Annotated in this window: 15 protein-coding genes; 7 read left to right on the top strand and 8 right to left on the bottom strand. The window is 41.1% G+C overall.

The features are described from left to right. The first annotated feature begins 174 nt into the window (after positions 1 to 174). The 4 genes from M992_RS09010 to M992_RS08995 all read left to right on the top strand — a co-directional run bounded on the left by M992_RS09010 (position 175) and on the right by M992_RS08995 (position 3604). Positions 175 to 795, top strand: coding sequence for a response regulator (locus tag M992_RS09010; protein ID WP_047256394.1), 621 nt, complete (start codon positions 175 to 177; stop codon positions 793 to 795). Positions 796 to 1443: 648 nt separating this feature from the next. Next, entirely contained in the window at positions 1444 to 1785 is a 342-nt protein-coding gene (locus M992_RS09005) for an ArsC family reductase (RefSeq protein WP_053908535.1), read from the top strand. 8 nt (positions 1786 to 1793) lie between these two features. Then, positions 1794 to 2924: a succinyl-diaminopimelate desuccinylase gene (gene dapE, locus M992_RS09000; RefSeq protein WP_053908217.1), complete on the top strand. Its 1131-nt coding sequence runs from the start codon at positions 1794 to 1796 to the stop codon at positions 2922 to 2924. After that, a complete protein-coding gene (locus M992_RS08995) occupies positions 2924 to 3604 on the top strand; it encodes a M15 family metallopeptidase (RefSeq protein ID WP_053908216.1) in 681 nt (226 codons plus the stop codon). Before dapE ends, M992_RS08995 begins: the two co-directional genes overlap by 1 nt. Positions 3605 to 3805: 201 nt before the next feature. Here M992_RS08995 and M992_RS08990 read toward each other — a convergent pair whose 3' ends face one another. Next, entirely contained in the window at positions 3806 to 4201 is a 396-nt protein-coding gene (locus M992_RS08990) for a DUF454 family protein (RefSeq protein WP_053908534.1), read from the bottom strand. An 82-nt stretch (positions 4202 to 4283) separates the two neighbouring features. Between M992_RS08990 and M992_RS08985 the strand changes: the two genes are divergently transcribed. After that, a complete protein-coding gene (locus M992_RS08985; RefSeq protein WP_053908215.1) occupies positions 4284 to 4475 on the top strand; it encodes a YpfN family protein in 192 nt (63 codons plus the stop codon). Here M992_RS08985 and M992_RS08980 read toward each other — a convergent pair. The 6 genes from M992_RS08980 to dapA all read right to left on the bottom strand — a co-directional run bounded on the left by M992_RS08980 (position 4456) and on the right by dapA (position 11597). Next, entirely contained in the window at positions 4456 to 6555 is a 2100-nt protein-coding gene (locus M992_RS08980) for a tRNA(Met) cytidine acetyltransferase TmcA (protein WP_082335408.1), read from the bottom strand. The two genes, M992_RS08985 and M992_RS08980, sit on opposite strands and share 20 nt — an antisense overlap. 52 nt (positions 6556 to 6607) lie before the next feature. Then, positions 6608 to 7060, bottom strand: coding sequence for a DUF441 domain-containing protein (locus M992_RS08975; RefSeq protein WP_047257072.1), 453 nt, complete (start codon positions 7058 to 7060; stop codon positions 6608 to 6610). Positions 7061 to 7159: 99 nt separating this feature from the next. Beyond that, on the bottom strand, positions 7160 to 8065 hold the full coding sequence (ypfJ, locus tag M992_RS08970; RefSeq protein ID WP_047257071.1) for a KPN_02809 family neutral zinc metallopeptidase: 906 nt from the start codon (positions 8063 to 8065) through the stop codon (positions 7160 to 7162). Between the two features lie 208 nt (positions 8066 to 8273). Further along, complete coding sequence (gene purC, locus M992_RS08965) at positions 8274 to 8987, bottom strand: phosphoribosylaminoimidazolesuccinocarboxamide synthase (protein ID WP_047257070.1); 714 nt, start codon at positions 8985 to 8987, stop codon at positions 8274 to 8276. 668 nt (positions 8988 to 9655) lie between these two features. Continuing rightward, positions 9656 to 10705 carry an outer membrane protein assembly factor BamC gene (gene bamC / locus M992_RS08960; protein WP_047257069.1) on the bottom strand — a complete coding sequence of 350 codons (1050 nt, stop codon included), beginning with the start codon at positions 10703 to 10705 and terminating at the stop codon, positions 9656 to 9658. A 16-nt stretch (positions 10706 to 10721) separates the two neighbouring features. After that, positions 10722 to 11597, bottom strand: a complete 876-nt coding sequence (dapA, locus tag M992_RS08955) for a 4-hydroxy-tetrahydrodipicolinate synthase (RefSeq protein ID WP_231637046.1) — start codon at positions 11595 to 11597, stop codon at positions 10722 to 10724. A gap of 553 nt (positions 11598 to 12150) precedes the next feature. Here dapA and M992_RS08950 point away from each other — a divergent pair. Beyond that, positions 12151 to 12738: a glycine cleavage system transcriptional repressor gene (locus M992_RS08950; RefSeq protein ID WP_241540313.1), complete on the top strand. Its 588-nt coding sequence runs from the start codon at positions 12151 to 12153 to the stop codon at positions 12736 to 12738. 14 nt (positions 12739 to 12752) lie between these two features. After that, positions 12753 to 13223, top strand: coding sequence for a thioredoxin-dependent thiol peroxidase (gene bcp / locus M992_RS08945; RefSeq protein ID WP_053908214.1), 471 nt, complete (start codon positions 12753 to 12755; stop codon positions 13221 to 13223). 108 nt (positions 13224 to 13331) lie between these two features. Here the strand turns inward: bcp and M992_RS08940 are convergent, their stop codons facing one another. Next, positions 13332 to 13919, bottom strand: coding sequence for a DedA family protein (locus tag M992_RS08940; RefSeq protein ID WP_053908213.1), 588 nt, complete (start codon positions 13917 to 13919; stop codon positions 13332 to 13334). Positions 13920 to 13923: the final 4 nt, after the last annotated feature.

Genomic DNA, 13923 nt, shown 5'->3' with positions numbered 1-13923 from the left:
CCATTAGAAACTATGCCATTAAAAAATAAAATCAATTAAAACACTCAAACTAAGCAAAATAAATCAATTAACTCAGCATAAATAAGGATAAAAAATAACTTTCATTAAATAACTTACGTTTAACAATCAAAGAATTTAATCAATCGCCCGAACAAACTGCTAAAGGAGTAAAATATGTCTAATAGTTCAATTATGATTATTGATGACCATCCAGTGATGCGACATGGATTAAGGCAATTAGTCGAAAGTGAAAAGAAATTTATCGTGGCAGCAGAAACTAATAATGGTTCTGATGCCATTAATATAGCCAGTAAAATACAACCTAATATTATCATGATGGATATTAACCTTTCAAACATGAAAGGCATCGAGATCATTCGTCAATTACGAAAATACTGCCTACAAACCTACGTCCTTATTCTTTCATTCTCTGCAAATCGTAATGATATTTACAGTGCTATGGATGCCGGAGCTAATGGCTATTTATTAAAGGATTGCGAACTAGATATGTTAATGAACAGTATCCGCCGAGCAGCACAGGGCCATACTGTATTCAGCGAAAAAGTATATCAGTTCTTGATAAATCGCCATAAATATCAAGACCCTCTGTCTTTTCTGACTAAACGTGAGTTTGAAGTATTACAGGAAATATCCTCAGGATTAAAAAATAAAGAAATCTCTAAAGCGCTATTTATTTCTGAAGAAACCGTTAAAGTTCATATTAGAAATTTATTGAAAAAATTACAGGCTCGTTCACGATTAGAAGCCAGCTTAATTTATTTACGCACTAAATAGTGATACGAATAAAACATACTTATTATTTGTTATATAACTCATTAACACATATCATTACATAAACTAACTAGTATTATAAATAAATTTCTAACTCACATAATAATCTTATAGCTTAACGTTAATATTTTAATATCCAATTATTTATTAGTGTTAAAATAACCATTAAAACACCTCTAAATGATTAAATCCATTTTTGATAAAATAATTTTATCATGGTAATAAAAAATAAAACCCAAAATAATGAAAAACAAATAAAATTAATGCTGAACAATGAAACTTTATCAACATAGAATCAGTTAACACCCCAAATAAACTGAACGATTTGATTATTATCTACTAACAACGGCAGATTAAAACACTAAATAAAATAGGGTATTTTAAGATAACTAGTAATCGTTATAAAATAAATGAAGGTTATTTATTTAAAATAAAATACGCTATAAAAAGTTAGAATATACTGAATTAAACAATAAATAACACTTTAATATAGGCTATATCGACAGTTATCTTGACAGATTTGATGGCATCACTTTTACACCTAAGGGCTGGATCAGACTGACTTTTTCACGCATTATGTAGTAAATAATTAGTGATAACCAAAAGGTAAATAGTATGACAGATAACAGCCACCGTCATTCCACTTTCATTATGTACGGTATTAAAAACTGTGACACCATAAAAAAAGCACGCCGTTGGCTGGATGATAAAGGTATCACTTATCAGTTTCATGATTATCGCGTTGATGGAATTGATGAAGTGCTGCTCGACCAATTTATCGCTGCTCTCGGTTGGGAAGTGTTAGTAAATAAACGCGGCACTACTTGGCGAAAACTAACTAATGAACAAAAAAATGCAGTAAAAGATGCAGCCAGCGCTAAAGCCGTATTACTGGCTGAACCCGCGATGATCAAACGCCCAGTGTTAGTTGCACCAAATAACCGCTATCACCTCGGTTTTTCTGAGACAGAATATCAACAATTTATTGGATGAGGTCAATCATGAACTGCCCTGTTATCGCCCTTGCAGAACAATTAATCAGCCAGCCGTCTATTAGCCCTGATGATCAAGGTTGTCAAGAATTACTTATCCAACGACTTGAAAATATTGGTTTTACTATAGAAAGAATGCCTTTTGGTGAAACCCTTAATTTTTGGGCTTATCGTGGTAATGAAGGAGAAACGTTAGCTTTTGCTGGGCATACCGACGTGGTACCTGCCGGCGATCCCAGCCATTGGGCTACGCCTCCCTTCACCCCAACAATTATCGATGGTCATTTATATGGCCGCGGTGCCGCTGATATGAAAGGTTCTATTGCAGCGATGGTAGTCGCTGCCGAACGCTTCGTCGAAAAATATCCCGATCATCGAGGCCGCTTAGCCTTTTTAATCACCTCCGATGAAGAAGCCAAAGCCGCGGATGGTACCGTAAAAGTAGTTCAAGCTTTAATGTCTCGCGATGAGCGTTTAGATTATTGTTTAGTCGGTGAACCCTCTAGCCAATCGCAACTTGGTGATATGATCAAAAATGGTCGTCGCGGTTCCATCACCGCTAACTTGACCATCATCGGTGTTCAAGGACATGTCGCCTATCCACAACTTGCGGATAATCCGGTGCATCGCGCAACCGCCTTTTTACAAGAACTTGTCGCCACCGAATGGGATAACGGGAATCAGTTTTTCCCTGCCACCAGCATGCAAATTGCTAATATACATGCGGGTACTGGCGCGAATAATGTGATCCCTGGTGAAATGTCGGTACAATTTAATTTCCGTTTTAGCACTGAAGTCACAGACCAGCTCATTCGCCAGCGAGTCGAGGATATGTTACAACGTCACGGGCTAAAATATGATTTACAGTGGGCATTATCGGGTCAACCCTTCTTAACGTCTAAAGGTAAGTTAGTCGATGCGGTAGTCACTTCTGTCGAACAATGTTGTGGTCATGTCCCGGTATTATCAACCAGCGGTGGAACATCTGATGGGCGTTTTATCGCTAAAATGGGGGCTCAAGTGGTTGAACTTGGACCATTAAATGCCACTATTCATAAAGTAAATGAGTGCGTTAATGTGCGCGATCTCCAACAATTAGCCATTATTTATGAAAATATTATGGAGCGCTTGGTGTTATAATGTCGAATGACAACCTAACTATTGAACAGCTCACCGGCCGCGCATGCGGCCACTTAGTGTCATTGAATAGCCATCATCGATTACAATTTAATGCCACTAAAGCTTTTTTAGCCTTACAACAAGCGGCTGCACGTGCGGGATTTAAACTGCAACCTGCCAGCTCGTTTCGTGATTTTACACGCCAACAAGCTATTTGGAACGGTAAGTTTACTGGAGCAAGAGTGGTATTAGATGCAGATAGCCAACCGCTTGATATTACTCATCTTAGTGAAGGCCAATTGTGTGAAGCTATTTTACGCTGGTCAGCACTGCCCGGTGCCAGCCGCCATCATTGGGGTACAGAGCTAGATATTTACGATCCATTTTTGCTTCCTGAAGATAAATCACTGGAATTAACACCGTGGGAATATGAGGAAGGTGGCTATTTTTATCATCTTAGCCAATGGCTGACAGAGAATATGGCTGCGTTTGATTTTTATCGTCCCTTTACCGCCACGGATGCCGGTGTCGCCTATGAACCATGGCATATTAGTTACTGGCCGTTATCGCATCAAGCAGAGGCATTGTTGACACCAGAGGTAATAGCGCAAGTTCTGAGTACTGAAGATATTGCCGGTAAAACGTGGCTATTAGCCAATTTATCGACGGTATTTGAACGCTATATTCGGCTTCCAGAATAAGATTTATTGCGCTGGATGTCAGGTTTCATGGGCTAAATTAAAACTATTCAGCCCATGTCCTTCTGTTGAAGAGCCGAGGTGGCCGATTTAATCCTGCTCATTAATGTTTCGTTTGAGCCGCTGCTGTCAGCCATACTCCCAATAACCTGCTTAAATAGCGCTATTATCCGAATATAGATCGCTGTCTTTCTTAAGATTTATCTATTTTTTATCAATCGTAGAGTTATCAATCATAGGTTTATCAATCACTGGCAAGCGCAACATAAAAATCACTAAGCCGCATAAGATGAGGATTAATAATCCCCTAACCCACCACATTGATACCGCCCATAAGGAAATCCCAAAGGTAACCAAAATCAAGGCGATAGCTTTCGGTTTCGCCCCTTTAGGTAATCCACGATAAGTTTGCCAATAGCGAATATAACCGCCAAACCACGAACGATAGAGCAACCAATAGTGAAAGCGCGGTGAAGATCGTGAAAAGCACCACGCCGCAAGCAGTAAAAAAGGCGTGGTAGGCAACAGTGGTAATACGACACCTAAGGTTGCTAAAATTACCGCAAACCACCCTATGAGGATTAATATTCCTTTCTTTATTCCCATCTTGCGCTCCCTCATTGCTCTAAAGTGTGCTGTAATAACCTTTCTTAAAAAAATCATAAAATATAGGTGCTAAATTATGCATTGGCTAGCTGATTACTGGTGGGTGATCCTGCTGCTGCTCGTCGGTATTATCTGGAATTCAATTAAAGATATGATGCGCGTAGATCATAAAAAGTATCTGGATAATAAACCTGAAATTCCGCCTCACCGCGATAACAATCATCAATGGGATGATGACGACGACTGGCCTAACGATAAAAAGTCGTGATTAGCTCGCGCCAATAGTTCATTCTCTGTGGCTGTTGTTGCTCTAATGCGGCCGCTAACTCGGCTCTTGCCTGCGTTAGTCCTTGCTTTTGTCCCGCGATTTTAAGCTGTTGGCAAATAACCGGCAATGACAGATGCTGTTCACAATAAAGACGCAATATCGGTAATTCGCCGTTAGTTGTGGCTAAAAAACGGCAAATTGCGAAGTAACTGGCGGCCAGTGAACGATGGGTATAGGCGAATCCTGCTAATTCTTGCCAATCTTCATCAATCAATCGCTGATCATATTCTGATTGTTTATATTCTGATTGTTCGTATTCTGACTGCTCATTAACGATCTGATCATTGCCTGTAATCAGGCCTAATTGTTGCCTATCTTTGCGCCAATAAACATCCCGTTGCAACATATATTCAGCCCGCTGAAAACATTGCCGTGCTGAGGCAGATAATGGCAAGATCATCATCGCCACAAAACAACCACTACTGGCTTCTTTATGGCTGCCTAAACGAACCAGTCGATAACCGGCTCGCCGCCAAAAATGATACAGTTCGGGAGTAAAGCCAAAACTAACCGATAAATAATCTAATTGTTGGCATGCCGACTGTTTAGCCAGTTGATTCAACAATGCCAACCCTATACCTTGACGCCGATAGAGAATATCGACCGCAATACGGCTGACTCGCCGTGAACGCAACTGGCTCGCGAGTGGAAAATAACTGTGTGCGGCTAAAGATTGTGCCACCAGATTACCGCGAGGCCGGCGTAATCCAGCCCATATTTGCCAACTTAACATGGAGGATAAATTACCTTCATCGACCGCCCACAATGCGCCAATAATCTGTTGCTGGCGCTTTGATACCATAAAAAACATATTTTGCGCATCTAATAATCGACGTAAATCAAGCGGCGATGTTCGATAGTGCGCACTGGTCAATAAGCCATAAAATCCTTCCAGTAACGGAGGAGAATCGATAAATTGACGCTGAGTAATTGACTGTATCTGGTCGGGGACATCGATAGTGCGGCAATCAGGCTGTTTTTCATCCAGCAATAATGCTTTATTCAACCAACGTTCTAACGGATCATTCGGCGCCCAACGGATCGGTGCGGTGAGCGTCAAAGCCTGAAAATCAGTCAGTGAGGCACATAATTTAAGCAAAAAACCGCGACCGGTACCTTCATAACCTTCGACTGTCGTAATTAATAAACAGCGAGGAAAATAAGCGGTTAGCTGTTTAAGCTGAGGTCCTGGAATAGCCGCCGCCTCATCAATAATCAGCCAGTCAGCCTCGATTTCCCCCCCAGCCAAACAATAGGCGAGTAAACTATCTACCGACCAAAATCGCGGGGCTTTGTGAGTAAATTGATTCATTACCGACGTTGTGATCTTTGCTGGAGCACAGCACCAGCAACTGCCTGGCCACTGTTCAATCAACATACCGGCCAGTGCCGATTTTCCTCGGCCTCGCGCCGCAATTATCCCCCAAGTACCGCGCTCTGCCGCCAACAAAGTTGATAATATCTGTTGCTGCTGAGGCGTTGCTTGCCCTTGCGGCGCACACCAAGGTACTGCCGGTGTCAAGGTAGGTAAGATATACGGCTGATTTTCACGCCAAATCAAAACATCAGGATCATTACATAAGCTTTGCTGTAGATGCGCGACAAAATGAGGCGTGGCAATCATACCGTGAGCTTCATTCCAGCGTAAACTGTCGCTATCCGGCTGCAATGGCCAGGCATCCCATTCGGGGATGCATAAAATCAAAACACTGCCGGCTTTTAATGTACCGACCAAAATAGCCATCGATTCAGCATAACAGCCTGACTGAGCATCAAAAATGCCATGTAGAAATTCACGGCCTAATAATACCGTGGCTTTAGACGGCAGTGTTGCCCCTGCTAAGTGTGGAGACAGCGTTATCCAATCCCCATTCAGCGCACTGGTTATCTCATTTAACTGCCGCTCTATCCATTCGGATTGACCGCTCAACACTATTAATTGCCGCTGTCCGTAAATCAACCGCTGCTGATGCAGCTTGAGTAATGGCTCAGCTATACTTTCAGTTATGCTTTCAGTCATGCTTTCAACCATTTTTTGTCATCACGATTTGCTGTTTTTTAAGTCCTATCAATTAGGTTTTACCAATTAATAAGGACAAAATACCAGCAGCAATCAAGGGACCGACGGGTACCCCGCGAAACAGTGCAACACCAATTATCGTGCCAACTAATAACCCAGCTACTGTCGAAGGCTGATTAAACATGAGAGATACGCCGCGGCTTCCGAGCCAAGAAACTAAAATCCCAATCACAATAGCCAGCAATGATTTCCAATTTAAAAAACTGCCTAGCACATCTTGTGCTGAGATTTTCCCGCTGGCAATCGGTGCCATCACGCCTATCGTTAGTACTAAAATCCCAATCGTTAGCCCATATTTTTCAATCCATGGAAAATAGTTGTTTAATGGCGTAATACGTACGACTAGCAGAAATAACATAGCTAATGTCACAGTACTGTTATGGCTAATAATGCCCAGCCCAGCCAGCACCAGCAGGATAATAAGTGTCGGATCGACTTGGCCCATACTTTGGATCCCCTACGGATAAATAACAACATAAAGAAGGTCGCAACCATTAATGCTGCGACCGGTAATCAATAAAATTAACTTATAAAACAAAAACTTTTACTGAGCAGCAAATGTGTTGCAACGGTTAATATCCCCACTATCAAAACCCGTTTTAAACCACGTATAGCGTTGCTGCGATGTGCCATGTGTGAAGCTGTCGGGGATAACTCGCCCCTGACTCTGCTGCTGTAAACGGTCATCACCTATCGCTTTAGCAGCATTAAGTGCAGATTCTAAATCGCCTGAGTCAAGGATCCCTTCTTGTGCCATAGCATGTCCCCAAACACCGGCAAAACAATCCGCCTGCAGTTCTAATTTTACTGACAAGCGATTAGCCTCAGCTCGGCTAGCGCCTTGTTGTTTCTGGCGAACTTGACGTTCTATGCCTAATAACGATTGCACGTGATGACCTATTTCATGCGCCACGACATAACCTTGAGCAAATTCACCGTCTGCTCCTAACTTGGTACGCATATCGTCATAAAACGATAGATCAATATACACTTTATGATCGGCAGGACAATAAAATGGCCCCATCACTGACTGTCCTTGACCACAAGCTGTGCCCGTTGAACCACGATACATGACCAATGTTGGCTGCTGATAACGCTTGCCCATTTTTTCAAACTGTTGCTGCCAAACATCTTCAGTTGATGCCAAAATCACCGAGGTAAATTCTGCTAGTTGTTGATCTTGTTTACTCACCGGTTGGTACTGCGTCGCTGTCGGTTTACTTTGATTAATATTAATCGGCTCACCAGTGACTAATCCACTGAGATCGACACCAAATATTCCTGCCACCACAATGACAACAATAATAATCAATCCTGTTTTGCCTCTTAATGGAATACGGATCCCTCGGCCGCCGCCCAGAGAACCATTACCTCCCGAGCCATTACTGCCCGAACTGTCGCCTCTTCTATCTTCGATATTGTCGCTTCGGCGACGATTTTGCCAACGCATAGTGACCTCAGTCCCTCAGGTAGGGATAATTATACAGAGTGAGCTTTGCCTGAATTATAGCGAAAAATTAGCTTCGGTTTGAAAATATTACCGTTATTCATCAATCAAAACATAGTAATGATTAATAATTGGGCTATTGAGAGGGCTTTAATACAAAAAACCTGCCTCTAGGGCAGGTTTTTTAGCGTAGTTAGGGTATCAACATCAATTAGTCTAACTCAACACCAATGCGGCGAGCGACTTCTTCATAAGCTTCAATAAGCCCACCGAGGCTTTGACGGAAACGATCTTTATCCATCTTATCTAATGTTTCTGTATCCCATAAACGACTACCGTCCGGAGAAAACTCATCCCCTAATACTACTTTTCCTTGATACAAACCAAATTCCAGTTTGAAATCAACTAAGATAAGACCTGCATCATTAAAAATTTTGCTCAAGACATCATTAGCTAAATAGCTTAAACGTTTCATTTCTGCTAAATGCTGTTTACTTACCCAGCCAAAAGTTTCACAGTAAGACTCATTCACCATTGGGTCATGTTTAGCATCGTCTTTTAAGAACAGATCAAAAATAGGTGGATTCAGAATAAGTCCTTCTTCGACGCCTAAGCGTTTGACTAATGAACCCGCGGCTCGGTTACGAATAACACATTCGACCGGGACCATATCGAGCTTTTTCACTAAAGCGTCAGTGTCTGAAAGTAACGCTTCCATTTGTGTTGGGATGCCCGCTTGTTCCAGTTTGGTCATAATGAAATGGTTAAACTTATTATTAACCATCCCCTTACGATCAAATTGTTCAATACGCTCACCATCCAGCGCTGATGTATCATTGCGGAACTCTAGAATTAGCAGATTAGGATCCTCTGTGGTATAGACTGTTTTCGCCTTTCCACGATACAGCTCAGCTTTCTTTTGCATCTTACACACTCCAGCGATGTGATCATTTGAAAATAAAACCGTCATATTTCATTCTATAGAGGGATGAAATACTCCGACTCTATCAAGGTTTGTCCGCGCAGTTTAACTGCAAAAATAGATAACAAACGGCGTGTTGGTGATGCACACTCTATCTATCAGTTTATGCCGTTTATTATCGACTTTGTTTACCGCTAATCGCTTAGAAATCAACTTGTTCGCTAAAAATAAATAATAACCTTTACAATACCCCTAACCCATTGAAAATAAATATTTTTAATCTTGCTATTAACTATAATAATAAAATTATCTCGCCTACGCAAACGATTACTTAAACATTATAAGATATTTTTCAATCGTGACATTATGCAATTAAGAAAAAATTAAATTGTAAGATATCGAAGTGATAATATAACAAAAAATAACCTGCGAAACTTGCAACAAGCGCTACAGGATTGATTAAATCTTAAAAATATACAAAGTATCGGCTATGAGATTTCTGCCATAGCGATAATTATTCCTCCCCAAGCCAACAAAAAAGGAGAGCCTAAGCTCTCCTTTTATTTATTCGCCATCAGACAATATTGCCTCAAACAATATTGCCTCAAACAATATGGCTTAAAACAATATGGCATCAAACAATCGCACAATAAATCGTCTTCTAAAACAACTTATTTGATGTTCGTGGTGCTAAATGCAGCTTTTAATGCGGCGACCAAATCATCATTTTGCTTTTGAGTTAACGGTACGCCTTTACTGTTAATAAATTGCAGACTACTACGGTTATTTAAATCACCAACTTGCAATTTATAATCCCCTTCTGGAACTGTTGGATCGTCAATACCGAAGGTTTGCCATTCAGAGCTACTGAGTCCTTTATAAGTAACATTAACGGCCCCAGTTGAACGGCTACGATCGCCCACTTTCATACCGATGCTTTCCAATACTACCGGTAAACGATCCCAAACAACATCAAACGGAGCTCGAGCGATAACTTGCGGTAATCCACTACTATCACTGCCACTTTGGACATCAATAATACCAAACGTATTACCTAACTTATCTTGTTTAGAGGTATCACGCAGAATATATAAGCTATCAACAATTTCGTTTAATAACAGCTTGTTATAACGTTGGATCTCAACCGGATCAGTGATATTTTGCTCACCCTGTTTGATGCCTTCATTGGTGATAGTCAGAATAATTTGATATCCCTGTGGCGCGATAACTAAACGATGACGTGTTTGTAATGGTACATCTTCATCGGCGCGATCCCACACCACCCAGTCAGTCACAACGGTTTGGGTCGGATCATTTTTTTCTGCAACTTTAATCCCTTTCTGAGCTAAGATCAGGTTCAATTGAGACCAAAGTGCGCTGTTTTCAGGTGTATTTTCTAGCAACAAACGGCTTGCATCCGCGCTATTTTCTGTTTTCGAGCCGCTTAATAAGCTAATGGTTTGAACCGGTGGACGAATATCTAATGCTTTACCTACTGCACCTGTCGAAGTGACCGGTGGAATATCATATTCGCCGTTCTGTAAAGGTAAACTCATTCCCTGTGGGACAACCAATGCTTTCAGTGGCGCAGCATCCAGATAATTTTCGTCACCACTTACCTGACGTTTATAGCGCTGATCGCTGGAACAGGCTGCCAGTAACACGACAAGTGACAGACCAGCAACCTTCATAACCTTCGATTTTTGCAATAATGTTGCCATTAAAATTCCCTAAATTTTACAGTAATCCAGCTAACCTCAGGGCTTCTTCAACCTTGTGCTGGCCCGACGCAGTCAGTGGGATCATTGGCAGCCGTAGCGAATCATCCGCTATCAGACCCAGACGTCGACAGCCCCATTTAGCTGGCGTTGGATTCGGTTCAACAAATAACTGATGATGTAACCCCATCAGGCGTTTATTCAACTCTCGCGCCTCAGTATATTTGCCTGCTAAGGCTAAGTCACACATTTTTACCATTTCAGCAGCGGCGACATTCGAGGTTACCGAAATAACACCTTTTCCGCCGAGCTGGATAAAATCTAATGTCGATGCATCATCACCACTGAGCAAAATGAAATCTTCATCAACCAGCTCTTTGATTTGACTAACACGACTTAAGTTCCCTGTAGCTTCTTTAATTGACACAATATTCGCCAATTTTGCCAATCTGCCCACAGTTTCTGGCAATAAGTCACTGCCAGTACGCGCAGGAACATTATACAGAATTTGAGGTAAATCGGTATTTTCAGCAATAGCTTTAAAATGCTGATACATCCCTTCTTGTGACGGTCTATTATAATAAGGTGCAACCGTCAGACAAGCAACAACGCCTGTATTTTCAAACTGTTTAGTTAGCGAAATTGCTTCGGCAGTTGCATTAGCGCCAGTTCCCGCAATAATCGGGATGCGTCCATCAGCATATTCCAGCGTGGCCAGTACCACTTCAGCATGCTCATCATGGCTCAGTGTGGCTGATTCTCCCGTTGTACCAACAGAAATAATCGCTGAGGTGCCACTCGCGACATGATAATCGACTAACGCTTTTAGACTTTTTTTGTCCAGTTTTCCCGCTGCATCCATGGGTGTAATCAATGCAACCATACTGCCCTGCATAAATTGTTTATAGTTTTTCTGTCCGCTAGCCATTCGCCATTCCCCCAAAAAGTTGAACTCTCATGTTACTTTCTCGGCAGAAAGAATAAAACCATTCTAACGCATGATTTTAATGAATTTTGTTAATAGCTGAATCTTTAACTTAAACAGAAGTAATAATTCCCTCAAATTCGGGCAATTAGGTTCAGTTTTTCAAGTTAATTTATCTGGCAAGCTAGATATCGGCATAGAGTTCAATCTCATTCTTTATTATCAATTTCTAGATAGCTAAGGTTCTCATGTTATCGTATTGATGCGGCTTTGAATCACCATCAAGGCTTAGCGATGAATAAAAACCGTAATGAGCTTTACTTGGCATCACTGCAATTTTATGCTCCCCTTAGAGAACGTTGATTCTATTTTTATTTTGCATCGACTATTTTAAGGCGGATGCTTAAACGCTATATTTAGCGATAAGCTATTCTAGCGTTTAGCCCAAATAAGTTTAAAATAAGCAAAAGTAACTGATAATTAGACAAAAACAGATACGCGAACAAACACTAAGGAAATTATTTTGCCACAACCCGCTTTGCCACCATCAGCATCGTCACAGTCCGAACAGCAGTATCTGGTGATTACCGCATTAGGAAAAGATCGCTCAGGAATAGTGAATACTATCACCCGACTGGTCAGTGAATGTGACTGTAATATAGAAGATAGCCGCTTAGCGATGTTTGGAGAAGAATTTACTTTTATTATGATGTTGTCAGGTAAATGGAATTCAATCACTATGCTCGAATCCATTTTGCCGCTAAAAGGTGCAGAGCTCGATTTATTGATCGTGATGAAACGTACCCGCTGTATCGAGACCACCTACTATCCATCAACCGCAGTCGTTAAAGTTGTGGTAAATGATGCACCTGGTATAGTCGAGCAATTTACTAATTTATTTACTACCCAGCAGTGTAATATTGCTGAGCTAATGTCTAAAACCCACCTAGTGGATGACGGATTGCCACCTCAGCTTGAAGTACAAATTACCGCCCATAATCCTATGGATGATAATGGCGGAGTAATAACCCATAAATTTGAGCAGCTATGTACAATACTGCATGCTCAAGGCAGCATAAATATTATTCATAATCCAAAAATGCAGAATTAACGGAGATCTATGCAATGAGTCCATTGAAAGCCGGCGATAAGGCTCCTCAATTTAGCCTTCCTGACCAAGATGGCGAAATCATCAATCTTTCTGATTATGTAGGGCAACGTGTTTTAGTCTATTTTTACCCGAAGGCGATGACGCCAGGCTGTACTGTTCAGGCATGTGGTCTGCGTGATGAAATGGATACACTAAAACAACAAGGCGTTGATGTTCTTGGAATAAGCACCGATAAACCAGAAAAATTGGCTCGTTTCGTTGAAAAAGAGATGTTGAATTTCACTCTACTTTCCGATGAAGATCACCATGTTTGTGAGCAATTTGGTATTTGGGGAGAGAAAAAATTCATGGGAAAAACCTATGATGGCATTCACCGCATTAGCTTTTTAATTGATGCGAATGGCAACATTGAACATGTTTTTGATAACTTTAAAACCAGCGATCACCATCAAATCGTCTTGGATTATCTCAACTCTAACGCCTAACTATATTCTTGCCGCTGACTCTAACTTCAGCGGCAATTTCCTCGGCCCCTTCAAGATTAGTTATTCCGCCGCTATACGAGAAACACACAACCAATAATCCAAGACTTTTTAGTCGTTATCGCTTGATTGAGGTTTTTTACGCCATTTCTTATGCCAAAATTTACGCGCCATCAAAATTGCCAACAAAATAATGACTAGTCCGACTAACCAAACAACAGGAGACTTAAACGGCAGCCATATCAGTACTGAGCTGGCCATATAACCCAAAGTAACAATTATGCCACTCCATAAAATTCCGCCTAGTATATTGAATCCGAAAAATTTTAATGGATTAATTTTAGCGCTACCGATAATAATGGGTCCGATAGTGCGTAATCCATAAGCAAAACGAATACCGATAATTAACCCGATTTGATGCTGAGTTATTTTTTGCTGTACCCAAGTAATTTTATCCTGATGCCGAGGTAAGCGGGCTAAAATTTTGGGTCCAAAGAAATAACCGACCGTAAATAACAGGCTATCACTGGTTATTCCACCTAGCGCCGCAAACAATAAAACCCACGGATAATATAACCACTGATTATGTGCTGCTACGCCAGAAATAAAAGCTGCGGCCTCGCCTTCCAGCATGGTGCCAAAAAATGTCGCCCAATAACCGTATTCGGCAATTTGTTCAGTTAAATGTTCTGTGAGCATCGGA

It is taken from the genome of Moellerella wisconsensis ATCC 35017 (assembly GCF_001294465.1).
In the GTDB taxonomy this organism is placed as follows: Bacteria; Pseudomonadota; Gammaproteobacteria; order Enterobacterales; family Enterobacteriaceae; genus Moellerella; species Moellerella wisconsensis.
The sequence above is the reverse complement of the archived record's forward strand: the minus strand, read 5'-3'. Positions and strand labels throughout refer to the sequence as shown.